This is a genomic window from Pseudanabaena yagii GIHE-NHR1, assembly GCF_012863495.1.
Taxonomy (GTDB): Bacteria; Cyanobacteriota; Cyanobacteriia; order Pseudanabaenales; family Pseudanabaenaceae; genus Pseudanabaena; species Pseudanabaena yagii.
In genome coordinates this window covers 344,086-367,597 of sequence record NZ_JAAVJL010000001.1, presented here as the reverse complement: position 1 = coordinate 367,597, position 23,512 = coordinate 344,086, and the positions used below count along the sequence as shown (strand labels likewise).

The following is a 23,512-nucleotide window of genomic DNA, read 5'->3' as shown; positions in this document are numbered from 1 at the left end:
CTATCAAATCCAGAATTCTCATTATCAGTTTCTTACAGCTTTTCCAGTCTACGAAAGAATGAAACGTAGAACCGTAAAATTATAAGATTAGAAATTATAAAATTAGTAAGATGCCCTCATATATCCTTAGCTCATAACTAAAGAGGCGATCGCCATGCCAGCCAAAGTACTCGACGGACGTTATAAATTAATTAAAAAAATCGGTGCGGGAGGTTTCGGGCAGACCTTCATCGCTAGGGATATGCGTCGTCCGGGTTCGCCCCCCTGTGTCGTCAAACAACTCAAGCCTGCTAGTGATGATCCTAACTTTATTCGTGAAGCAAGGCGGCTATTTAACACTGAAGCCGAAACCCTCGAAAAACTAGGAAAGCATGATCAAATTCCGCAGTTGCTTGCCTATTTTGAGGAAGATAAACAGTTTTTCTTGGTTCAGGAATTTATCGAAGGGCGATCGCTCTATGACGAATTAAAAGCCCCTCTGCCCGAAGTATCCGACCTCGATCATCAGACCCAAGAACAGATTCTTGAGGAACTACAAAATATTGATGCTCCCCCCAGAGATAAGCAGCTTGGTGAAGTTGAAGTCCTCAAGATCTTAAAAGATGTTCTGGAAGTTTTAGAGTTTGTTCATTCTGAAGGCGTAATTCACCGCGACATCAAGCCAGATAATTTAATTCGCCGTAAGAAAGATCAAAAAATTGTCCTCATTGACTTTGGCGCAGTCAGAGCGATGCAGGATGCTAATACAAAATTGACAGCCGATGAAAAAGGCGAGTCACGCTTCACTGTAACGATTGGGACACCTGGCTATATGCCTAGTGAGCAATGTGCAGGTCGCCCGAATTACAGTAGTGACATCTACGCATTAGGCATGGTAGCGATTAAGGCGCTCACGGGCTATGCCCCCACGGACTTACCCACAGATCCATCTACAGGCGAATTAGTGTGGCGGGACAAAGCGAAGGTGAGCAATGGCTTAGCTATGGTTTTAACAAGAATGGTGCGCTATCACTACACTCAACGCTATCAGTCGGTGCGTGAAGTCAATCAAGGTATTACTACATTTGCGACGATGACTGAAGTTGAGCGCCAAGCTACTACCAGCAAGATCGTCAGATCAACCATTCTTACTGAGTCCAGTCGCCTAGCCCTCTCTAATAATGGTTCCAAGTCCATTAGCGATCGCCCATCAACGCGCCGCACTGTATCAGCATCTCCATCATCTAGTTCTAACTCTGGAGTCCTATTTTTGTTTGGGGGGCTTTTAGCTTTAGTTGCCGTAATTGCTGCATTTGCCCTGCCAGCAATGATGCGGAATAATCAGCAATCGGTAATTGTCAATAATGCGCCTCCTATCCCTAAGCCAATTTCTACCGAACCAACAAATCCTATTGCTACTACTAACCCCAATCCAGAAGCGGTGAATCAGGTACTTACAGTGGAGGCAAATAAGGAATCGTTAGTGATTCCTAACAAAATATCGGGGAATGCAGTTCATGCCTACAAGATTACGGCTAAGGCTGGACAATTGCTGAGTGCGACAGTTACAGGGAATGGAGTATTACTGAGTATCTTGAATGAGCAGGGAGTGGGGATACCTGGTACGGTCAATGTGCCAAGTACAGAATTAGATATCCCAGCGGATGGTACATATTTGGTTCAGCTAAGAGTTATTGCAGGTGCGCCTGAGACTCCCTATCAGTTAAAAGTCGCACTAAAGGATAAGGCGATCGCAGCACCTCCTACTCCCCTTGCATCTCCATCAGGTGTACCTACTCCAGCTACAGGTGCACCTACGCCACCTACGCCATCCGCAACGCCATCCCAAGCACCAGCACAAATAGAAATTAAAGTTAGGAATAGATAGAACATCCAGCCTAGAGAAAATTTTGAAAGTACGGCAAAGCTGTGCTTTCAAAAATGGACTGTATACATGAAAATATATGGAATTGATTTTACGAGTGCACCTAGTAAAGCTAAGACGATTGTCTGTGCGGAGGCTTGGCTCGATGATATAGTTTTGCAAGTTGAGAGGATTGAGCGCTTTACCAACTTTCCTACTTGGATGGAATTTTTACAGCGATCGCCATCTTGGATTGCAGGTGTCGATTTCCCCCTTGGTCAACCACGCAAACTGGTAGAAAATCTGCAATGGGGCAAAACTTGGGCAGAATATGTCAAGTTCGTAGGACGGATGTCTAAACCAGAATTTGTAGAAACTTTAAATCAATATCGGCAAGGTCGTGCCAATGGCGATCGCGAACATTTAAGGCAAACTGACCGCCTCGCAGGCGCAATTAGTCCGATGAAGGTCTATGGCGTGCCTGTGGGCAAGATGTTTTTTGAAGGTGCGCCGAGGATGCTCGCAGCAGGTTTTAGCATTTTGCCTTGCCATCCCACGGATGATCCACATATCGTTATCGAGATTTATCCCGCCCTCATGGCAAAAGCGATCATTGGTAAACAAAGCTATAAATCCGATGATAAGCACAAGCAAACTAGAGAAATGCAATTAGGTCGCCAAGCAATTATGAATTACTTGCGATCGCCAAACTTTGCCGAGACCTATGGATTGAGCCTAAATATCAATGATCAGCTCGCATGGGAATGCGATCACGATCCATCTGGTGACACATTAGATGCTGTACTTGCCGCAATTCAAACAGCATGGACATCTCGACAGCCAAATTATGGCATTCCTAATAATTGCGATCGCCTTGAGGGATGGATTTGCGGCAAGCTATAGAATTAGAGAGAGCACGACCCTTTGGGGTGCATTCTCTCTAATTCTACAAATTAGCGATCGCCTTTTTCATCTGTTCTTTGATAAAAGGGACATCCTGCTGCGCTAACTTCCACAAAGTATTCAAGTCAACTTCTAAATAGCCAAACATCAAACTATCACCGATGCTAGTCAAGCTGCGCCAATTAATTTCGGGATATCGATCCATAAAACTAATTGGTAAACGCCTTGATGTTGCCCCGATGATGCTGATTGCCCGTTCTACTGCAAAAATTGTCTTTTGATCGCGACTAAAGTCTAGAAAATCTATCCCCGCTACAAACGACTCAGTTGCTGTAAGTGCCTCTAAGATGTCGTGTATTTGAACTTCAAGACGATGTTTGTTGTTATCTATTTCAGCAGGAATACTCACTTCACTGGTTGCCATTAGCTTTTTTCCTTTAAAAAAACTAGTTTAACATTCAGCAGCAATCCCGAAAATTGACAATATTGCCTATAACTGCGATCGCAGGTGGCGCAAATTTTGCCTCCTGTACCAATCCGACAATGTTACCCAAACAGCCAATTAACTCTGACTGATCGGTGCGCGTCCCCTGTCGAATTAAGGCTACAGGCGTGAAATCAGGTAAACCAGCTAAGTTTAATTTGGTCACAATTTCCGCCAAATTATGTAGCCCCATATAGACCACAATCGTTTCGGCAGCTTGTGCGATCGCTGTCCACTGTACCTGTGGACGATATTTTCCTGCGGACTCATGCCCCGTGACAAAAATTACTGACGAACTAAAATCGCGATGGGTGAGGGGAATCCCTGCATAGGCGGGAGCCGCAATCCCTGAGGTAATCCCAGGGACAATCTCCACCTCAATCCCTGCTGCTCGCAAATCTGCCAACTCTTCCCCACCGCGCCCAAAAATGAATGGATCGCCCCCCTTCAGCCGCACGACACTCGCATGACTTTGAGCCTTTTCGATTAATAGCTGCGTAGTTTCCTCCTGTAATAACGAATGATTACCACGTCGCTTCCCTGCATGGATTTTTTCAGCGATCGGATTAATCATGGCAAGAATTTCATCACTGACCAAAGCATCGTATAGCACCACATCACAGGTCTCTAAAAGTGCTTTCCCCTTTAGCGTCATCAAACCCGCATCTCCAGGTCCCGCCCCAACTAAATAGACCTTACCCAAAGTAGGTGGCTGGAATTCTTCTACCAAAGACTGATCTGTATTTATATCTGTATCTACCATCGTGAGCATTTTATATATAGCGAGGCAATCTTACTTAGCCAACCCTACAGATGTGATTCTCAAGAATGCTGGATATCTAAGCCAAATATTGCAAGGCGATCTCATCACCATTTTCCTCATGTATTCTAATTGTATTAGGTTGAGACGCAGCCATCTTGTCAAGCCAGATCAAGGAGAAGAAACTATTTCAGGAATCCTGATGGAACTTCTGGTTAATCTTGTCATGCAATCTCGTCATGAAATATTTATATGCTTAAAGCTCTTCTTGAAATGTAACGAGTACAACGAATCAAAATGAGGCAGGCGTGAATCTTACCGACTTTACCAAAGCAAATCTTACCAAATCTAGTCTAGAAGGAATCAACCTCAAGGGGGCGGATCTTAAGCGCGTGAATCTCAGCAATGCCAAACTTGCAGATGCGATGCTTTCCAAAGCGAATCTGACAGGCGCATTCCTGCATGGAGCCGATCTCAATCACGCACATCTTATCGAATCGAATCTGACCGAAGCAAATCTAACTTCTGCATTGCTAATCAAGGCGGATCTACAACGAGCTTGCCTCAATGATGCATATTTAGTTGCAGCAAATCTTAATGGTGCAAATCTCACTAGCGCCTCTTTAGTGAATGCCGATCTCAGTCTTGCTACCTTAACGGGAGCCTGTCTCAATGGTGCAAATTTGAGTCAAGCGAAACTGAATGGTACATTTTTTATCGAAGCCAATCTATTGGGAGCAGATCTCAGCAGTTCAGACTTTACGGGCGCATTGATGATCAAGGCAAATCTCAGTGGTGCAAATCTCAGCCAAGCTTGCTTGATGAATGTCGATCTTACTGAAGCTAATCTCACAGGGGCAGAGTTGCATGACGTTGATTTATGTGGCGCAATTCTCAACGAGGCTAACCTCAATGCGGTCGATCTTGTCCATGCGAATTTGAGTGGCGGATCGCTAAGTCGCGCCAACTTAGGTTGGGCAAATTTGCAAGGTACAAACCTAGAAAAAGCCAATCTCGTTGGTTCTGATCTGAGCTGGGCAAATCTGAACGAGGCAAATCTAGTCGATGCGGACTTGAGTTGGACAAATCTCACGGGGGCTTTTTTGATGAAAGCCAACCTCAGTGGCGCAAATCTCAATGGGGTCAATCTGTCTAATGCCAACCTCAGTGGCGCAAATTTGAGCGGTGCAAACTTGATGGGGGCGAGCTTAAGCGGCGCAGATCTGAGCAATGTCGATCTACGAGGTGCTTATTTAATTCGTACCAATTTACATAATGCGATTCTAAATGAGGCAAATCTAACTGGTGCAAACCTTGATGAAGCTGTCCTCAACGGAGCTAGTTTAAATCGCGCTAATCTCAATCGCGCTAATCTCACGAGAGCTAGCTTGACAGGGGCAAATCTTAAAGGAGCATTTATGCTGTGGACAAATTTGAAAGGAGCTTTCATGCTGTGGACAAATTTAGACGGAGCAAATATGACTGGTGCGATTTTACCGACGGATAAGTAACATGAAAGCTAGAGAACTAGTCGATCGCTATAACAAGGGTTTTCGAGATTTTAGTGAAATAGATCTCAGTGGTGAAAATCTCAGTGGTGCAGGTTTAACCGCGATCGATCTAAATAATGCTGATTTGAGTGACACAAACCTATCGGCAAGCACTTTAAATGAAGCCAATTTGTATGGCGCAAAATTGCATACAGCGGTTCTATATCGGGCAAGTTTGAGTGATGCAAATCTCTGTGAGGCGGATCTAAATGGTGCTAGTCTGATTAAGGCTGATTTGCATGGTGCTAGTTTGGAAAGGACAAATCTAAAAGATGCTGATTTAACTGGTGCTAATCTCAATGCTGCAAGTTTAGTAAATGCTGACTTGACGGGAGCAAATTTAAGTTGTGTGTCTCTTGTTGGAGCCAATCTAGAAGGTGCAAATCTCACGGAAGCATTTTTGAAAGGAGCGAACTTAGATGGGGCAAAATTAAACGGAGCGAATCTTCAAGGCGCTAATCTAAGTGGGGCAAGTTTTAGTGAAACGAATCTTAGTCATGCAAATTTCTCTGCATCTGATCTTTCCCATGCAAATTTGTATGCAGCTAATCTCAGTGATGCTTTGTTGTCAAAAGCGGATCTTAGTGGAGCAAATCTAAGTGGCGCGAATCTTAATGATGCCAATCTTCAGGATGCTGATCTTAATGGAGCATTTCTGATCGATACTCAGTTAGGTAGGGCAAATCTTGAAGGCGCAAACCTTAGTAAATCTAATTGCTATAAAGCTAATTTTAAAGGTGCATTTTTACTAAGAACTAATCTCAATGGTACTAACTTAAATTGCACAGATTTTGCCAATGCATCTCTGCAAGCCATTGAAGATGATGTTGATCATCGTCCCGAATATGCAGCAGATTAAGCAAATTACATAAAGTTATTTAAGTTACGCCATTTGCCGTAGAAACCGCAAACGTATGTAGATACGTCTGAATCTAGTAGAGAGCAAACTATCAAAAGCGATCGCTCATAAGAATGCTCAGCAAATTAACGATTAGGAATGAAACATGAACGCAGTAAATACCCAGCAAGAAGTGCCAAAATACAAACGTATTTTATTAAAACTCAGTGGCGAAGCGCTGATGGGCGATCGCAGTTTTGGGATTGATCCTGAGGTTGTCCAAGACATTGCTTTACAGGTTGCGGAAATTGTCCGCGATGGCATCGAGGTAGCGATCGTTGTCGGTGGTGGTAATATCTTTAGGGGTATTAACGGGGCGGATAAGGGTATGGATCGAGCCACGGCTGACTATATTGGCATGATCGCCACCGTGATGAACGCCCTAACCTTACAGGATGCCTTTGAACATTTAGATGAGCCGATTCCCACCAGAGTAATGTCCGCGATCGCCATGCAAGAGATCGCCGAACCCTATATTCGCCGCCGCGCTATTCGCCACCTTGAAAACAATCGGGTGGTTATTTTTGGCGCAGGCTCAGGTAATCCCTATTTCACCACTGACACAACTGCCGCTTTACGGGGAGCTGAAATTAATGCCGATGTCATCCTAAAAGCAACTAAGGTTGATGGGATTTATGACAGCGATCCCAAGAAAAATCCTAAGGCAAAACGTTTTCAGTCGGTCAGTTTTGATCATGCTCTCATCAATGATCTACGTGTCATGGATGCCACAGCCTTTGCCCTCTGTAAAGAAAATGGCATCCCAATTATTGTGTTTGATCTGGGTGTAACAGGTAACATTCGTCGCGTCGTCATGGGAGAATCGATTGGTACTTATGTTGGAGGTTCCTGTGAAATTAACTGATGTTGAGGCGCGAATGCAGAAAGCTGTAGAAGCGACCCAGCACAATTTCAATACTGTGCGAACGGGGCGTGCAAATGCTTCGCTGTTGGATCGGATTACGGTGGAATATTACGGTGCAGAAACACATCTCAAGGCGTTGGCAAGTATCTCTTCGCCTGATGCCAGCACCCTACAAATTCAGCCCTTTGATCGTTCGACGATGCGGGCGATCGAAAAGGCAATTTCTGAGTCTGATATTGGGCTAACCCCAAACAATGACGGCACAAGCATTCGCTTAAATATTCCGCCTTTAACTACCGATCGCCGTAAGGAGTTGGTAAAGATGGTTGCCAAGCTCGCCGAGGAAGGCAAAGTTGCGATTCGGAATGTGCGACGTGATGCGATCGACTCAATTCGCAAGCTAGAAAAGGCAAAAGAAATTTCTGAAGATGATTCCAAAAGCCAACAAGAGCAAGTGGATAAGTTAACAGAAAAGTTCGTTAAGAATATCGATAAAGTAACTGCCGAAAAAGAAAAAGAAATTACCACAATCTAAAAATTAAAGGCGACGCAATGCGTCGCCTTTAATTTTTAGATTGTATCCAAAAAGCGCGCTTCGCAAGATCTTTAAAAATTCATCTAGACAAAAAACAAAAGTGGGGCGCACGCTGCGCGTGCGCCCCACTTTTTGTTCTGGTTATGTCAAAGCCTGTAGATTCTGTAGTGATAAAATAGGATGATAGATTCGTTATTTTTTAAGAATCATGAACCACTTGGCTATCAGACTAGGTTCTAGAAGCGATCGCCTATAAACACTTTCCGAGCGTCATGAAAACAAAACCCCACTATGAGTACCACTTTTCATCTAGCGAGTTTGTCCGTGATATTGTCATTGGCATGTCGGATGGCTTGACCGTACCCTTTGCATTAGCGGCGGGCTTATCTGGCTCAGTTGCCTCCACATCAATTGTGGTTACAGCAGGTTTAGCCGAAATCGTCGCAGGGGCGATCGCGATGGGGTTAGGGGGCTATCTCGCGGCAAGAACAGAAGCGGAACATTATGAAAGTGAACTGGAGCGCGAATATCTCGAAGTGAAGGAAGTCCCGATGACTGAAGTTGCCGAGGTTATGGAAATCTTCCAGTCCTACGGAGTTTCAGAATCAGAGAGTGCAGTCATTAGCAAAGCTCTACTCAATAATCCCGAAAGCTTTGTCAATTTCATGATGCGCTTTGAGTTGGGATTAGAAAAACCCCATCCTAAGCGGGCTGTCACTAGTGCGATGACGATCGCTAGTGCCTATTTGGTTGGCGGTCTAATTCCCTTATTGCCTTACTTTTTAAATCGTGATCTGCATACTGCTTTTATTGGTTCGATTGTGATCACGCATATTGCTCTGGCTGCCTTTGGCTATGTGAAGGGCAGATTTACAGGGACAACGCCGATCCGCAGTGCCATTCAGACTGTGTTAATTGGGGGAATTGCGGCGGCAGCAGCTTTCTTTATTGCTAAAGCAATCTCGCATTAATTAACAATGGATATGAACCTATGGAAACTGTCTTTCTCTTCCTAGATATTGATGGCGTAGTGAATACAAGCGTTAATGCTGACTCGCAGTTTCTTGGGACATATCAAGGTAGAGATTTGCGGGGTTCCCCATCGCCCTATGTGCAGCCTTTTCTCCATGCTGTAGATCGCGCAGAACATATCAAGCCGTTTTGGATGTCATCAGGTTGGCGAGAGCATTCCAATATTTGGAATCGCTGGGCTGGGATTGCGCCTTGGACTGTGGGCTATCCGATTGATTTCGCGAAGGCGAGATATGTGATGGGACGCTATGGCAAACAGCTTAATCTTGATGAAATCGAGGATAGCAAGACTATCGCTGTTCTCTATCATTCTGGTAATACTCCAAAAATCGTCTGGATTGAAGATGGCTTTTCTCAATCTGCTATGACTTGGGCAAAACTAGATCCTAGAGTCACTTTAATTAATACAATCCATCCTGAAGATCCTTCCCTATTAGGGATTCAAAATTGGAATATTGGCTTAATCTCAGAGGTTCTAAATATTAGTTAAATGATTAATTTAAGTGTGATCGCTAACAGACCCTTATCGCTTATCAGACATTATTTTTTAGATAATTACTTAAGAATGTCATTTGATTTAGCATTTCTTCTGCGGTAAATGAAGCAGCAAGTACAGATAATCCATACAGTCTTTCGCCAATCGAAAAGTCTTGATGCATGAGTACTATCCCTGCATGAGCTTGATTTTTAGCTAAAGTCTGCTTGTGGAGTTTGCTAAAGTCGCGAATGTTATAGGTACAAATAACTCGATTGTTTTGAGTAGACCATAGTAATTGTTCTTCATCAGAAAATCCTTCCCTTTTTACTTCGCTTACTGTTGTTACATCAATTTCTCTTTGACGTAATGCTATTAGTAATGAGCGATTCATGCTGTCTTCATCTAGATAGAAGCGAATGGAAGCCATTATGCAATTACCTTTGTCGCAAGATGTTCGGCATATAGGCGATCATAATCTTCCCGATCGCGTCGTAATGCTTGCTCGATTTCTTCACGGTTTGCATGATAGTAAGTGAGTGCAGCATAGACCTGCGCCATACTGAGATATCCCCAGTTTTCAGCTATTTCTTCAGGGGTTAAACCTTGTTTCCACAATGTCGCGATGCGTCCAACTGTAATGCGCGTACCTGCGATGCGAGGACGATCACCACAAATGTCAGGAGAGCGAACGATGAATGTGCCAATATCAATAATGGTTGCTGTCATATCCTTTAGCCTTTTTGTTATCTTTATGATAAGTCAATGCTTGTCATGTGAGTAGAGATCGCTACTCAATAAAAGAAATCGCTCACTTAAATTTATCATTACGAATTAGCAAGCCGATCGCCTTTTGTCATCATCAATCGCGATCGCTAACAGAACATTGTAGATAAAAGTAATCGACTCAAACATCAAAATTTGAGCAAGACAGAAATGGGTGATCGCTTATCTCGCGGGAAGTCCACCAATCTATATAGATTTCAAAATGGTATATCGCTATAATCGTCTTCTACTTTTAAACCCTGAGATTTCCAAAGATCTATTTTTTCCCGACTACCCGTGTAAATTGTAAGGTTAGTTAAATTTTTTAGAGGTAGAACCTCAGTTATTTGCGTGTAGCTCAAATACAATTCTTTTAGCTGAGTGAGAACACTCAAGGGAGATAAGTCCGTTACTTGCGTGTAGCTCAAATCCAAACGATTTAGCTGAGTGAGAACACTTAAGGGAGATAAGTCCGTTACTTGCGTGTAGCTCAAATCCAAACGATTTAGCTGAGTGAGAACACTCAAGGGAGATAAGTCCGTTACTTGCGTATTTCTTAAATCCAAATGATTTAGCTGAGTGAGATCTCTCAAGGGAGATAAGTCCGTTACTTGCGTGTTGCTCAAATCCAAACGATTTAGCTGAGTGAGATCTCTCAAGGAAGATAAGTCCGTTACTTGCATATGGTTCAAATACAAGCTTTTTAGCTGAGTCATAACACTCAAGGAAGATAAGTCCGTTACTTGCGTATTTCTTAAATCCAAATGATTTAGCTGAGTGAGATCTCTCAAGGGAGATAAGTCCGTTACTTGCGTGTTGCTCAAATCCAAACGATTTAGCTGAGTGAGATCTCTCAAGGAAGATAAGTCCGTTACTTGCATATGGTTCAAATACAAGCTTTTTAGCTGAGTCATAACACTCAAGGAAGATAAGTCCGTTACTTGCGTGTTGCCCAACAACAAGTCTTTTAGCTGAGTGAGATCTCTTAAGGGAGATAAGTCCGTTACTTGTGTGTTGCTCAACATCAAAATATTTAGCTGAGTCAATTCTCTCAAGGGAGATACGTCCGTTACTTGTGTGTTGCTCAACATCAAAAAATTTAGCTGAGTCAATTCTCGCAAGAAAGATAAGTCTGTTACTTGCGGATTGCTCAGCATCAAAAAACTTACCTGAGTAAGCACTTCAGAAATATAGGCGCTTTGCTCAAATACATCAAATCCCTCACTGATCTCTTGACCTATCAAATAATTATCATAATCGTCTTGAAATCGAGCTTTGGCATAGTCCACCAACATTAACATTGCAGCACTATTACCAATCTGAACCAAAACATTAATACATCGACAAGCTTCTTCAGCCGAATAATGAGATTCATATTTGAGTAGCGGGATGATCTCATTACCCACCGCGGCAAACATTGGGACTTCATCATCATCTTTAGGAGGCAGTATAGCTTTCGCACAGCTTAAAACCTTTTCGCGTATTGCTGGATCAACAGTTGTAGCGGTTTCTAGACAGGCAACAGCTAATAAATGCAAATATTGCTGTTTGTCAGGTTCGCTATTACCGCGATTAATCAATGAATCTAACAGCATCCCCCGTTCCTTGGGACGCGCTAAACCCGCAGTCAAAATAATCGTCTCTCGCCATTGGTCATCTGTAGCACGCCCCAATAGTTCCTCTAAACTTTCATCCGCTAGAGCCTCCTTCCCTGCTAAATATTCCTGAAAAGTACGATGGGCAAAATCAATTTGATTAACCGATGGCTCCCGCAATAGACCAGATCGATCCACAAAAAGATCACGAATCTGCCTACCTGTAATATTTTTAGATAACCTTGTCTTACTCAATTCACCCTGAAAATGGCGATCCACGCGCTCCGCTTCTAAAGTCGAGAGATTTAGCCGCATTAACTTCAAAGCAAGCCCCTGAAGCAACTCAATTTTTTCCTCTTCATCTAATCCTAGTGGATAGGTATCATCCAAAGGGATTCTGCGACCGCGATCACGCCGATTGAGCAGCATATCAATACAATCGCGATAAAGTACAAGTCTTGCATTTGGTAAATTTTCTTGGCGATCGCGATGTAAAGCGCAAATCATCGCACAGAGCAAAGGAGTCGCCGCCAGTCTTCGCAATTCAGGACGCTGGCGCAACTGAGTTTTTAAATTTGTCGCGAGTTGAGTCAGATCTTCATCACGATGAGGAGACAAAGACTCATGCCACCGCTTCACAAATTCCTCAATATTAGCGATGCTCATTGGTTCCAATGTCCAAGTAGCGAAGCCATTCGACCTAACCCACTCTTCCCATTCCTCCCATTCATCACCCTGCATATTTTTTAATCCTGAAGGACGGGATGTAACGATAAAAGTAGCTTCCTCAAAATCGCTGACTAAATCCTTCAGAGCCTCAAAAAAATCTTGTCTCTGTAGTCGGGGCAACTCATCTACACCATCAATTAAAACTAGAGCCTGTCCGCGTTTGAGATATTGATGCACCCAGCTTTTAGGCATCTCATCAGCATAATTCTTAGCAATAAATTTAGTAAACTCCTCTGGTGTAGGAAATTCAAGTTTAGCAACCTCCCCTGAAACAGAGACTTTCTCATCTACTAAGTCCCGTAAGCGAATAAAGAAAGGAATCTTACAATTCCAATGATGCAAGTTTTCAGGAAAAGTCTGAGTTGCTGCCCGTACTGCAATCCATTGTAACAGCGTACTTTTCCCCGCCCCTGCACTACCACGAATCACCAACCTCCGACAATTATAAATAGCCTCATCAACCCTTCTCGACCGATTTCCTAACTCATGCTCAAGGCGATCATCTCCCATCAGCATTAAAGGCGATTTTTCATCTTCATCCTCATCATGAGGACAATTAGCCGATAGATTGATATAAGCCATACTCAGGCTTTGCTGTCTAGATAGACTATCGATTCTATCTAATCCAAACACCTCTAATTTATCCAATTTCTCCTGAACCTTGCGCCGATAATTCTTCGCATACGCATCCGCCGCCTGATTCGCCAATTCGCGAGCGATCGCCAACTGCCTCAACACCTCATCAAGTCTCTGTAAAGTCACCGCCGCCGCACTCAAAGCAAAGCCTTGCATCTGGGCAGCCGAAGCAATCAATCTTTTGCTCGCTAAATCAACTACCTGCCGATACAAAGACTTTGCATTATCAGAAAACCCTATTAATACCTCTGGATAGACCACCAACAAATAATCCTTAAGCCGTTCCTCATCAAAATTCATCTCCGCCAAAGTATCCGCCGACAATCTCGCCTTAATCAAAGTTTCTGCCACCGAAATCACAATGGCGTTTTTAGTCTCTCTCTGTAAATTCTGAGCCTCTCGCTCAAATAAGGGCTTGATATCATTGGCAAGCTGTTTCGCAATTTGATCGATATTAGCTTTCTTTGCCTCTACAGAACTCAAAACACCCTCACTCGTATTGTCAATTACCTCTTCCAATACCGCATTCAATAGTTTAGTTTCAATATGAAACGACTCTAATAGAGTTTTAGCGATCGCAGGAGCAAAAATCTTCAAAGCCACCAGAGACAAAGACATGAGCTAATACTTAGGTAAGTATGATTGAGTCAACAACATCATAATATCACCTGATTTTTACAAAACTCATTGCTTTACAAATAACTAGAAGCCTTGTATCAACGCTTAGCGATCGCATCTTCTATAGAATTTTAAAAGCAGAAACCGTCATAGCTATTCAACTATGACGGTTTCTGCTTTTGTAAAAGATTTTAAGATGTTTTTATATCTCCTTGTCGATAACGTTCAATTAAATTTGGCAAATGATCAAATCCATCAATACCAATGAGAGCAATAAACTGCGATCGCATTTGTTGCAGAATATTAGAGAATGCCTCAGAGCCTAATTTCCCTTGCAAAATCACGACCAAAGCTGCGGACTGTTGCCATGCTTTGCTATGCCGTTGCTCTAGCAAATACATTCCTAAACAAGCGTGATAAGTAGCATATTCTAGTTGATTAAGTTGATAGAAAGTTTCACCGAGATAGGCATGACTGAGAGCTTGTAAATCGCGATCGCCGATTTGTTGAGTGATGGCTAAGCCTTGTTCTAAATGAATTTGAGCTTGCTGTGGTTGCTCGATCGCCACATAGGCAGTTCCCAAACCTACCCAGCAAAGAGCTTGATTTTGCAAATCATTCAATTTCTCAGATAGCTTTTGCCCACGTTCTAAATGATTGATTGGTGTTTCCATCTCTTCGGGAGTCACATATTCCTGTTGCCGCGCCAGCATCACTTCGCTATAGCCTAAATTTGCTAGAGCATTAGCCTCTCCTTGGCGATCTCCATTTTGCCGCGCTAAAATCACCGCTCGCTGAGCTTGAGATTCACTATTACTGAAATCCTTTTGAATGAGGCTAATCCGACTCAGATGATTGAGATTAGCAATTTCGCAGCGTTGATCACCAACTTCACGGGCAAGGGCTAGCGCCTCTTGATGCAGTGCGATCGCCTGATTATGCTGCCCCATCCAAGCTTGGGAATAGCCTAATACTGTGAGGATACGGGCTTTCTCTTGAGTATTTTCTGCTTCCTTAAGAGGTTGATCGAGATAGTTAATCGTTTCGCGGAAGCTTTCTCCTGAGAATGACGCAAATACACCACCATAGAGGGGAAAGTTTTCACGCTGAGCAAAGGTTCGCAAAGTTTGGAGACTCAGACGGAAGCAGATTTTGGCAAAATATTGGCGATCGCGTTCTAATAAATTCTGAGCATTTTGGAAGCCACTGCTGAGTTCACCCCAAATCATCGCAAAGGCAACAAAGGTAATACCTGTCATATGCAATCCTGCTTTTGCATCATAGGGTTGCTGATCAAACCAGCGCACTAGCCCATTCTGTAAATATCGCAAGAGAATTGATAACTCCACCCAAGCACTAATATCGATGCTCCGTTGCGATTGGGCGATCGCTGCTGCTGACTGATTGAGAGCCTGTCCTGCAAATAGCTCCTTGGGTAATGGACTATTAATCTGTTGCGACCAGATCTGCCAAGGACCAGCTACCTTTGTCCTTTCAAAGCCCACCTGTCGCTGTGACTCATAGAGCCAACTGACGAGAAATCCTTCCAATAGGTCAAAGGATGCTAAGCCGCGAGTTATTCCGATCGCAAATTGTCGCAATTGAAAAGCTTCCGAATCATCGGCTAATGTCTCCGCAGTTTTTTGCAACAATTCCGTAAGGATTTGAAGATGCTGACGTTCAAAGACAGGTGTGTGATTGGGGTCAAGAACTTGGATTAAAGCCAATAAGCGATCTTGCGCCTCAGCGTCCAATATCCTCTGTAAACCCCTAGTGCAGGTATCCTGAACTTGATAGTTGGTTTGCCACTGCTCCCAAGCATCTTTGAGAATTTTCATGGCACGCAGGCTTTGGGTTGCCTTAGCTTGCTTGACCGTATCAGTCTGAGCATCAAAATTTGCTTGCAACAGATTGCTATGTTCGGCAAGCGATCGCTCAAAAATTTCCCCTGTGCCAGATTCTAAGCTGTCACTGAGAATGCGATAGACATGTTCTTTAGATAGCAATTTGCCATTATTTATGTTGAGAATTATCCGCTCAACGAAAATAAGGTAGCGCTCATAGGTAGTGAGGGGTTTGCTTACGGGATCTGACATATGTTTGTTTTTTTATTTTATTTAGGTTTAGTTCGCAAGGAACCGATTTATATGGCTCGGCGAAGCCATGCCACAAAAATCGGTTCCTTATTTTCCTGTATGTCCCTTAACAATGCCAATCATTTTGGCAATATAGCAATCCTAAATGGTTTGTGGAAGCGCACCCCGAAGGGGTGCGCTTCCACAAACCCAAAAATCTACGAATGATTTAGGACTGCTATAGCAATGTAAGGATTGCTTAGGACATAAACCCCAAATAAGTGAAGGCGGCACGAAGTGCCGCTTTCACTTATTTGGGGTTTGATTTGCAATTTTTAGGCGATCGCATTTGACATAAAATCCAATTTGAGCGATTATAGACAAGCTAATAAATTGATTAGCATCTAAATCAAATTTCGGGGCTATAGCGCAGTTGGTAGCGCACCTCAATGGCATTGAGGGGGTCAGGGATTCGAGTTCCCTTAGCTCCATAGGTTGCAGCTTTTAAGTAAAGCAATTAGCCCTTAATTAGCCTTAATCAGTGAGTAGTTGTTAAACCATACGACTATCTCTAGATTATGACTATCAAAAACAACAATGGAGCTATTTGCTTATATTTCACTTTCAGTTAATTATGAGTGAAAAGGTAAATACTAGAGGTGGTAAGCGTGAAAACGCTGGTATGAAACCACTTGACGGTGAAAAGAGAGAATACAAATACTTTCTGACTCTTACCGAAAAAGAAATTATTGATAGCTACAGAACTAGCAAGGGATTGGATAAATGATCACTGGATTAACCGTATTTTTTGTAAGCTTGTTGCTAATAGCTATAAGCGTGTACTTAGTTCTGACTCCTAAACAAAGAAGACAGGTTAGATGCTGGTTTATACCTAGTCCACCTAAAACGACTTATAGACGCAATAATCGCGATAAGGATACTGGTAGGTATCTGTGACCCTATTTCTTTAGAACCATTTATCAAAGAAATAATTGATAAACATAAATCAGCACAAAACTAGATATAGTGATAGTTAAGTGAGTTTTTAAAAATAATCAAGTGAAAAGAAATAGAGGTAAGACAAAGCAAAAGGCTTTTAGCTTTAGGCTTTTGCTTTTATCGATCCTTTTAGGATTAGCGTCAGGTGCTGTAGTCCTGTTAATAGCTTTAGGGATTAGGGGATACAAATTTGAATGGGATAGGCTATTAAGTGCAATGGCTCTACAGCTAGCTGCTAGCTACGGAATACAGCTACAGAGAAAAGGCAGCAATAACAGCAATAACAATCCTGAATCAGGTACAGATCTAAATCCTAGTCCAGTAAAGCCTAAACCGTTTAACCCTCCTCCTTTTGCATCTGTGCAAGAAAAAGTAGAGGTGCAAGAGGGTAATTATGTATCAATGGCTAGAGATCTAGGAAAAAGACATTTAGAGCTAACTGTAAGCACAAATATAGTTTCACCAACGTATATACCTATTCAGGTGTCTAGTTTAGTAAATGGGAATAGGGATCTAGCACTTAGACTATTTGATGGTGAAGCTAATCGAAATAAAGGTAAAAGTGAACAATGGGTATGGGAAAAGGTAGCAGAAGATTTAATTCGTGATAGGAGATAAATTTAGCCTAATACCTATGCTAAAGTTGATTTAGCCTACTTATTGGTTATATGATTACAGAGCTATAAAGCTTACTGTGTGATGGCTTTAAGGCATTTTCATAAATTAGGATTGCAAACAATTACTAAATGGAATTGAGGGGGGCAGGGATTCAAGTTCCCTTAGCTCCATACTCAACATAACATTTTAGAAATGAGTACATACTCATTTCTAAAGCAAGACATATTCAAGATTTTGGGATTTGATTTTGCCGTAGGCAAAATCATCTATTAAGTAATCTCTTTATTTTTTAGAAAAAAAGTTTGTGATACATTACACGAACATTGCGCGGTTCGAGAAACTATGTATCAATTCATGTCTAGTGCTTTGGCAGCGATCGCCTTTTTTGTCGCCTCTACCTCACCTCAAATGGCGAAGGCGCAGACTCCGCCGATCCGTTCCTATCAGCCCAAAGCCACTGAGACAGCCAGAAATGCCCAAATTCAAGACCAACAGCAAAAGGCGCATCCTAGTAGATTTGATCTCAAAAAATATCCGATTATTGACAGTAACTCTGAGCATTGGCAAGACTCGCTATGGGCGATCGGTGTATTAGCACCTGAAGAAACCTATGCCTTACAAGCCTTAGCCAATGTTTTGCAGATGACAACGGCTCCGAATCTCACCGATCCGCAAAAGGGCATCATCGATACGGCAATGCAGGTAGGGATGCAGCTATATACCCTCAAACCTGCGGTATATGGCAAGCTCAAACCCTACTTTGTCCGCACAGTCAATGAAAGTAGCGATTCCCAATGGATAGCACTATCACTATCAGCTTTAGCTAAATCCACCGATCCTGCTCAAAGTCTTAGCAAGGCACAGCTTGACAAACTCATTCTCAAAATTCAGCAACGTTTTCCCAATTGGCAGCAGGACTTACATTTACGAGCAACCATCCAAACTGCCCGCAATGATAACTCTAATCAAGGCTCCACAATGCCCAATCTTGCGGATTTGTTGAAATGGCAAATTGCGCCACAACAGTCCCATATGTATGTTCTTTGCCGTCCCAATCGCGAGGTTTTATGTTTAGCAATAGTCAAGGATAGCAATGGGAAATTCCTAAAACGAGGTAAACAACTTTGGTCAGTTCCTCTATTACTGCAATCCTTGCGAAATCTCGATTGGTACTTTACCAATGGACGCACACCGCAGGGTATTTATCGCATGGAAGGAGTCTCCTTGCAACCCGATGATGAATTGTTTCACGCCTATGGACAATTTTCATTGGTGAATCTATTTATGCCTTTTGAGGATGGGGTACAGGCTTTTTTACCCAATCAAAAAGGAAAATTCACGGGTAATCTCCAATCCTATCAAGCACTCCTCCCTCCCACATGGCGCAACTATCAACCCATTCTCCAAAGCTATTGGGCAGGTAATGTCGGGCGATCGCTATTTCGCATTCATGGCAGTGGTGCAGCGATCGACTTCTTCCGTAATAAAGATAAAGTGGTCAAGGCAAAATATTTTGATTGGAATGCGACTTTAGGCTGTCTCTCGGCTCTAGAACTTTATGATCAGCGCGGAAGTTTGATCAAGGCAGATATGCCCAAGATTCTTGATGCTTTAAATACCGTCGGCAAAGGTAAAGTTGAAGGATTTCTGATCGTTGTCGATGTCCCCAGTACATCCAATGAACCAATCACAGTTGATGAGGTTGCTAAGTACCTCAATTAGTGGTGAAGTTTGATTAGGGGACAATCATTTGCGCCACAGTGTTTAACCCCCCTCAAAAAAATTTCAATCTGCAAATGTTTGATCGCCTTTGTTAAGGGACTTGCTATTAATTAAAGTACCTGTGGCTTCGACTTCGCTCAGCCAACGTTAGCTGAGCGAAGTCGAACGTTATAGATAATTCAAATAAGAACTACAGCTTCGACTTTGCTCAGCTAGCTTACACCGATGGCTGAGCGGAGTCGAAGCCCCTCTGCAAATTATTTAAAACAACTATAGCTGAGCGGAGTCGAAGCTAGATAACTTCGGGGGACATTTTTATCCGCAAAAACCTAAGTAGCCATTAAACGATAAGAAATGTGATTTTTTGAAAAAAATGCGATCGCTAAGTGGGGCAATAGTCTAGCTTTAGGTAGAATTTGTTACTGCTTTAGTGATCGCTTCGGATAACCGAAGCTTGTATTCTCAACAGTCGGGTAATATATACTGGTAGTCCAAAATCAGATTAAATATCACATTTGGCGCAATTCCCCGTTTTTAAATCCCCGTTTTAACTGCATTCGGTAGCTATGTTTAACCTAAAAAACCTGATTGGCGATCCTAACAAGCGCAAACTCGACAAACTCCGTCCCGACGTGGCACTCATCAACTCCCTTGCCCCAGAGTTAGCGGCGCTAAGTGATCGCGAATTGCAAGCAAAAACGGGAGAGTTTAAACAACGCATAGAAAAAGGTGAAACCCTTGACGATTTATTGCCCGAAGCCTTTGCTGTCGTGCGTGAAGCTGCTACGCGCGTTTTAGGATTGCGGCATTACGATGTACAAATGCTTGGTGGCATGGTTTTGCACCGTGGTGAAATCGCGGAAATGAAAACAGGGGAAGGTAAAACCCTTGTGGCAACATTGCCTAGCTATCTTAATGCCCTTACAGGTAAGGGTGTCCATGTCGTTACAGTTAATGACTACCTTGCACGTCGTGACGCGGAATGGATGGGACAAGTCCATCGATTTTTGGGAATGTCAGTTGGCTTGATCCAAAACTCAATGGAGCCAATCGAGCGTCGCAAAAACTATAACTGTGATATCACCTACGCCACCAATAGCGAATTGGGCTTTGACTACCTGCGCGATAACATGGCAACCAGCATCGAAGAAGTGGTGCAACGTCCCTTTAACTTTTGTGTTATTGACGAAGTAGACTCAATCCTGATTGACGAAGCCCGTACACCACTGATTATTTCGGGTATGGTAGAGCGTCCTACCGAGAAATATTTGGGCGCGGTGACGATCGCTGCACAATTAGAAAAGGAAACCCACTACGAAGTTGATGAAAAGCAACGTAACGTAGTCATGACCGATGAAGGGTTTGAACTTGCTGAAAATTTACTAGGGGTTAAGGATTTATTTGACCAGCAAGATCCTTGGGCACACTATGTATTTAATGCACTTAAAGCTAAGGAACTATTCCTGCGGGACGTAAATTACATTGTTCGTGACGGGGAAGTAATTATTGTGGACGAGTTCACAGGGCGCGTCATGCCCGGTCGTCGTTGGAGTGATGGTTTGCATCAAGCGATCGAAGCTAAGGAAGGCGTACCGATCGAAAATGAAACCCAAACCCTCGCGACCATCACCTATCAAAACTTCTTCCTGCTTTATCCCAAATTGGGGGGAATGACAGGTACTGCGAAAACTGAAGAAGCCGAGCTTGGCAAAATCTATAACCTCGAAGTGACTACTATGCCCACTAATCGAAAGAGTGGACGGGGTGACTGGTCGGACGTGGTTTACAAAACCGAAGCAGCAAAATGGCGCGCCGTTGCTGAAGAATGTCGTGAAATGCATGAAACAGGGCGACCTGTTCTTGTGGGAACTACTAGTGTTGAGAAATCGGAAGTTCTCTCGCGTCTGTTAAGTGAGAAAGAAATTCCTCACAACTTGCTGAATGCGAAGCCTGAAAATGTGGAACGGGAAGCAGAAATCGTGGCTCAGGCAGGTCGTAAAGGATCGGTGACGATCGCCACGAACATGGCTGGTCGTGGTACAGACATCATTCTTGGTGGTAATGCTGACTATATGGCGCGTTTGAAGGTGCGGGAAAATTTCATGCCGCAGATTGTACGTCCTGAAGATGATGACGACTTTACCAATGAAGGTCAACGCATGTTTAGCGATCGCCCTCAAAAGGGTCAAGGTTTTGGTAGTACGAGCGAAGGTAAAAAGAAGAAGACTTGGAAAGTTTCCGATAGTCTATTCCCCTGTGAACTTTCTAAGGATGCCCAAGCCCAACTCAAGGACGCGGTCGAATTTGCTGTCGAGAAATTAGGCAGAATGAGTCAGTCCGAGTTAGAAGCTGAAGATATGCTAGCCGTAGCTTCTGAAAAAGCACCTACCGATGATCCAGTCATTCAAAAGCTGCGTGATGCCTTTACGTTAATTAAGCGTGAATACGAAGCTGTCACCGATGCTGAACATGAAGAGGTAACTAAACTTGGTGGCTTACATGTGATCGGTACTGAACGCCATGAATCCCGTCGTGTTGATAACCAATTGCGCGGTCGTTGTGGTCGCCAAGGTGACCCCGGCTCAACGAGATTTTTCCTCAGCCTCGAAGACAACTTGATGCGGATTTTTGCAGGCGATCGCGTGGCAGGTTTGATGAATGCCTTCCGCGTCGAAGAAGATATGCCCATCAGTTCAGGAATGCTCACCAGCGCTCTCGAAAATGCTCAGAAGAAAGTCGAAACTTACTACTACGACATTCGGAAGCAAGTGTTTGAGTACGATGAAGTGATGAACAATCAGCGTCGTGCGATTTACGCCGAGCGTCGTCGGGTGCTAGAGGGTGAAAACCTACGCGATCGCGTAATCGAGTATGCTGAGCGCACGATGGATGATATCGTCAATGCCTACGTCAACCCAGAGCTTCCTCCCGAAGAATGGAACCTTACAGCTATGGTAAAAAAGGTCAGAGAATTTGTAAATCTCCTCCAAGACCTTGAGCCAGAGCAACTAGATGATATGTTCTTGCCTGAAATGCAAGCCTTCCTCCGAGAAGAAGTCCGTCGTGCTTACGAAATCAAAGAAGCACAGGTAGAAGCATTACAAGCAGGTTTAATGCGCCAAGCCGAACGATTCTTTATCTTGCAACGGATTGACTCACTCTGGCGCGATCACCTCCAAGCGATGGAAGCTTTACGAGAGTCTGTTGGTCTACGTGGCTATGGACAAAAAGATCCTTTGATCGAATACAAGAGTGAAGGTTACGAAATCTTCCTTGATATGATGACCCAAATCCGCCGCGATGTGGTCTACTCACTATTTGAGTTTGATCCTCGCCCTAAGCAACAACCCGAAACCATCGAAGCTGAGTTTGTATAGTTGTTAAGTCGAAGAAAAGAGGAGCGGTGCTATGCACTGCTCCTCTTTTCTTCGATGCTAATTTTGAAGTAACGCTATCTAAAAAAAAGGAGCGCTATGCGCTCCTTTTTTTTAGATAGCGAGATTTATCTAGCTAACCAAGATGTTATTTTCCCATTGCTTTGACTAAGAAAATACCACCAAAATATAGGATACCAACTGCACCCGCAAGTAAACTCTGTGTCATCGGATCAGTTGAAGGCGTTAACACAGCACCAAGGATAACTGCCCCAAGCACTACATAACGCCAACCTGCCAGCATCCTCGCTGAGTTGACAATACCTGTAAGTGCCAACAATGCCTGAATAACGGGAATTTGAAAGGCTAAACCTGTGCTAAATAGCAATAACAATACAAACTCAAAATAGCGATCAATTGACCAAAACTGCTCAACAACATCACCGCCATAGCTAATAAAAAAGTTGAGTGCAGCAGGAATCAATAACTGATAAGCAAAAACTATGCCTAGGACAAATAAAATACTGGAACCAAATACGATTGGCGCGATCGCTCGTTTTTCCTTGCGCGTCAGTCCAGGCAAGATAAAGCGCACAATTTGGTACAAGATGGCAGGACTAGAAACAAGAAGTCCGCTATAGCCTGCAACCTTAATTGATACAAAGAAATATTCCCCTGGAGCAAGCTGGAGAAATTTCACTCCCTGTGCAGGAATTTCCAGTAAGGCAACAATCTTGTTAACTACTGCAAAGCAACCAATCACGCCGATGATAACGGCAATCAGGGCATAAAAAACCCGCGATCGCAATTCTTCGAGGTGATCAAACAGAGACATCTCTACATCATCGATTTCGTCAAGCGCGTCATCATCAGATGGTTGATCGGCAATAGCGATCGCTGTCTCACTTACATCCTCAATGGTTGCTGTGTCTGTAAAATCCTTGGGTTGGTCTGCTTCACTTACCGTCTCTAGCATGGTGTCATTACTAAAATCTACTTATCGATCACTTCACCCGATTGCTTAACAAACTATCAA

At 43.3% G+C, this 23,512-nt stretch carries 19 protein-coding genes and 1 tRNA gene; 13 read left to right on the top strand and 7 right to left on the bottom strand.

Annotated elements, in window-relative coordinates; genetic code table 11:
- The first annotated feature begins 154 nt into the window (after nt 1–154).
- Both HC246_RS01795 and HC246_RS01790 read left to right on the top strand, forming a co-directional pair.
- Complete coding sequence (locus HC246_RS01795) at nt 155–1,867, top strand: serine/threonine-protein kinase (RefSeq protein ID WP_169361893.1); 1,713 nt, start codon at nt 155–157, stop codon at nt 1,865–1,867.
- Nucleotides 1,868–1,933: 66 nt separating this feature from the next.
- Complete coding sequence (locus tag HC246_RS01790) at nt 1,934–2,746, top strand: DUF429 domain-containing protein (RefSeq protein ID WP_169361892.1); 813 nt, start codon at nt 1,934–1,936, stop codon at nt 2,744–2,746.
- Between the two features lie 43 nt (nt 2,747–2,789).
- Here the strand turns inward: HC246_RS01790 and HC246_RS01785 are convergent, their stop codons facing one another.
- Nucleotides 2,790–3,170: a HepT-like ribonuclease domain-containing protein gene (locus HC246_RS01785; protein ID WP_169361891.1), complete on the bottom strand. Its 381-nt coding sequence runs from the start codon at nt 3,168–3,170 to the stop codon at nt 2,790–2,792.
- 34 nt (nt 3,171–3,204) lie between these two features.
- Nucleotides 3,205–3,993 (bottom strand): uroporphyrinogen-III C-methyltransferase, encoded by a 789-nt coding sequence (gene cobA, locus HC246_RS01780; protein ID WP_169361890.1) that lies wholly within the window; start codon nt 3,991–3,993, stop codon nt 3,205–3,207.
- A gap of 305 nt (nt 3,994–4,298) precedes the next feature.
- On the opposite strand from cobA, the gene HC246_RS26670 reads away from it, so the two are divergent.
- The 6 genes from HC246_RS26670 to HC246_RS01750 all read left to right on the top strand — a co-directional run bounded on the left by HC246_RS26670 (nt 4,299) and on the right by HC246_RS01750 (nt 9,360).
- Nucleotides 4,299–5,501 carry a pentapeptide repeat-containing protein gene (locus HC246_RS26670; RefSeq protein ID WP_169361889.1) on the top strand — a complete coding sequence of 401 codons (1,203 nt, stop codon included), beginning with the start codon at nt 4,299–4,301 and terminating at the stop codon, nt 5,499–5,501.
- Nucleotide 5,502: 1 nt separating this feature from the next.
- Nucleotides 5,503–6,399, top strand: a complete 897-nt coding sequence (locus tag HC246_RS01770) for a pentapeptide repeat-containing protein (RefSeq protein ID WP_169361888.1) — start codon at nt 5,503–5,505, stop codon at nt 6,397–6,399.
- 145 nt (nt 6,400–6,544) lie between these two features.
- Nucleotides 6,545–7,303: a UMP kinase gene (gene pyrH, locus HC246_RS01765; RefSeq protein ID WP_169361887.1), complete on the top strand. Its 759-nt coding sequence runs from the start codon at nt 6,545–6,547 to the stop codon at nt 7,301–7,303.
- Entirely contained in the window at nt 7,290–7,838 is a 549-nt protein-coding gene (gene frr, locus HC246_RS01760) for a ribosome recycling factor (protein WP_169361886.1), read from the top strand. Before pyrH ends, frr begins: the two co-directional genes overlap by 14 nt.
- A 272-nt stretch (nt 7,839–8,110) precedes the next feature.
- Nucleotides 8,111–8,809, top strand: a complete 699-nt coding sequence (locus tag HC246_RS01755; protein ID WP_169361885.1) for a VIT1/CCC1 transporter family protein — start codon at nt 8,111–8,113, stop codon at nt 8,807–8,809.
- 20 nt (nt 8,810–8,829) lie between these two features.
- The gene (locus tag HC246_RS01750; RefSeq protein WP_169361884.1) at nt 8,830–9,360 is read left to right on the top strand and encodes a hypothetical protein; all 531 of its coding nucleotides are present in this window, start codon (nt 8,830–8,832) and stop codon (nt 9,358–9,360) included.
- A gap of 43 nt (nt 9,361–9,403) precedes the next feature.
- On the opposite strand, the gene HC246_RS01745 is transcribed toward HC246_RS01750, so the two are convergent.
- The 4 genes from HC246_RS01745 to HC246_RS01730 form a co-directional block, all read right to left on the bottom strand.
- The gene (locus tag HC246_RS01745; protein WP_169361883.1) at nt 9,404–9,775 is read right to left on the bottom strand and encodes a DUF5615 family PIN-like protein; all 372 of its coding nucleotides are present in this window, start codon (nt 9,773–9,775) and stop codon (nt 9,404–9,406) included.
- On the bottom strand, nt 9,775–10,074 hold the full coding sequence (locus HC246_RS01740) for a DUF433 domain-containing protein (RefSeq protein WP_169361882.1): 300 nt from the start codon (nt 10,072–10,074) through the stop codon (nt 9,775–9,777). The genes HC246_RS01745 and HC246_RS01740 overlap by 1 nt, the downstream gene beginning before the upstream one ends.
- 254 nt (nt 10,075–10,328) lie before the next feature.
- Entirely contained in the window at nt 10,329–13,688 is a 3,360-nt protein-coding gene (locus HC246_RS01735) for a leucine-rich repeat domain-containing protein (protein ID WP_169361881.1), read from the bottom strand.
- Between the two features lie 191 nt (nt 13,689–13,879).
- Nucleotides 13,880–15,784, bottom strand: a complete 1,905-nt coding sequence (locus HC246_RS01730; protein WP_169361880.1) for a tetratricopeptide repeat protein — start codon at nt 15,782–15,784, stop codon at nt 13,880–13,882.
- Between the two features lie 397 nt (nt 15,785–16,181).
- Here HC246_RS01730 and HC246_RS01725 point away from each other — a divergent pair.
- From HC246_RS01725 to secA, 5 genes are all read left to right on the top strand, one after another.
- A tRNA-Ala gene (locus tag HC246_RS01725) sits at nt 16,182–16,254 on the top strand.
- Nucleotides 16,255–16,397: 143 nt separating this feature from the next.
- Nucleotides 16,398–16,550, top strand: coding sequence for a hypothetical protein (locus tag HC246_RS01720; RefSeq protein ID WP_169361879.1), 153 nt, complete (start codon nt 16,398–16,400; stop codon nt 16,548–16,550).
- Between the two features lie 272 nt (nt 16,551–16,822).
- Nucleotides 16,823–17,380 (top strand): hypothetical protein, encoded by a 558-nt coding sequence (locus tag HC246_RS01715; protein ID WP_169361878.1) that lies wholly within the window; start codon nt 16,823–16,825, stop codon nt 17,378–17,380.
- Between the two features lie 354 nt (nt 17,381–17,734).
- Complete coding sequence (locus HC246_RS01710; RefSeq protein WP_225902896.1) at nt 17,735–19,102, top strand: hypothetical protein; 1,368 nt, start codon at nt 17,735–17,737, stop codon at nt 19,100–19,102.
- 566 nt (nt 19,103–19,668) lie between these two features.
- Nucleotides 19,669–22,479, top strand: a complete 2,811-nt coding sequence (secA, locus tag HC246_RS01705) for a preprotein translocase subunit SecA (RefSeq protein ID WP_169361876.1) — start codon at nt 19,669–19,671, stop codon at nt 22,477–22,479.
- A gap of 145 nt (nt 22,480–22,624) precedes the next feature.
- Here the strand turns inward: secA and tatC are convergent, their stop codons facing one another.
- On the bottom strand, nt 22,625–23,452 hold the full coding sequence (gene tatC / locus HC246_RS01700) for a twin-arginine translocase subunit TatC (RefSeq protein ID WP_211167596.1): 828 nt from the start codon (nt 23,450–23,452) through the stop codon (nt 22,625–22,627).
- Between the last annotated feature and the right edge of the window lie 60 nt (nt 23,453–23,512).

What these genes read in the sequence shown, in the direction of transcription:
- HC246_RS01795 (WP_169361893.1), top strand. Translation starts at nt 155, where the DNA reads ATGCCAGCCAAAGTACTCGACGGACGTTATAAATTAATTAAAAAAATC.
- HC246_RS01790 (WP_169361892.1), top strand. Translation starts at nt 1,934, where the DNA reads ATGAAAATATATGGAATTGATTTTACGAGTGCACCTAGTAAAGCTAAG.
- HC246_RS01785 (WP_169361891.1), bottom strand. Translation starts at nt 3,170, where the DNA reads ATGGCAACCAGTGAAGTGAGTATTCCTGCTGAAATAGATAACAACAAA.
- cobA (WP_169361890.1), bottom strand. Translation starts at nt 3,993, where the DNA reads ATGGTAGATACAGATATAAATACAGATCAGTCTTTGGTAGAAGAATTC.
- HC246_RS01770 (WP_169361888.1), top strand. Translation starts at nt 5,503, where the DNA reads ATGAAAGCTAGAGAACTAGTCGATCGCTATAACAAGGGTTTTCGAGAT.
- pyrH (WP_169361887.1), top strand. Translation starts at nt 6,545, where the DNA reads ATGAACGCAGTAAATACCCAGCAAGAAGTGCCAAAATACAAACGTATT.
- HC246_RS01755 (WP_169361885.1), top strand. Translation starts at nt 8,111, where the DNA reads ATGAAAACAAAACCCCACTATGAGTACCACTTTTCATCTAGCGAGTTT.
- HC246_RS01750 (WP_169361884.1), top strand. Translation starts at nt 8,830, where the DNA reads ATGGAAACTGTCTTTCTCTTCCTAGATATTGATGGCGTAGTGAATACA.
- HC246_RS01745 (WP_169361883.1), bottom strand. Translation starts at nt 9,775, where the DNA reads ATGGCTTCCATTCGCTTCTATCTAGATGAAGACAGCATGAATCGCTCA.
- HC246_RS01740 (WP_169361882.1), bottom strand. Translation starts at nt 10,074, where the DNA reads ATGACAGCAACCATTATTGATATTGGCACATTCATCGTTCGCTCTCCT.
- HC246_RS01735 (WP_169361881.1), bottom strand. Translation starts at nt 13,688, where the DNA reads ATGTCTTTGTCTCTGGTGGCTTTGAAGATTTTTGCTCCTGCGATCGCT.
- HC246_RS01730 (WP_169361880.1), bottom strand. Translation starts at nt 15,784, where the DNA reads ATGTCAGATCCCGTAAGCAAACCCCTCACTACCTATGAGCGCTACCTT.
- HC246_RS01720 (WP_169361879.1), top strand. Translation starts at nt 16,398, where the DNA reads ATGAGTGAAAAGGTAAATACTAGAGGTGGTAAGCGTGAAAACGCTGGT.
- HC246_RS01710 (WP_225902896.1), top strand. Translation starts at nt 17,735, where the DNA reads ATGTCTAGTGCTTTGGCAGCGATCGCCTTTTTTGTCGCCTCTACCTCA.
- secA (WP_169361876.1), top strand. Translation starts at nt 19,669, where the DNA reads ATGTTTAACCTAAAAAACCTGATTGGCGATCCTAACAAGCGCAAACTC.
- tatC (WP_211167596.1), bottom strand. Translation starts at nt 23,452, where the DNA reads ATGCTAGAGACGGTAAGTGAAGCAGACCAACCCAAGGATTTTACAGAC.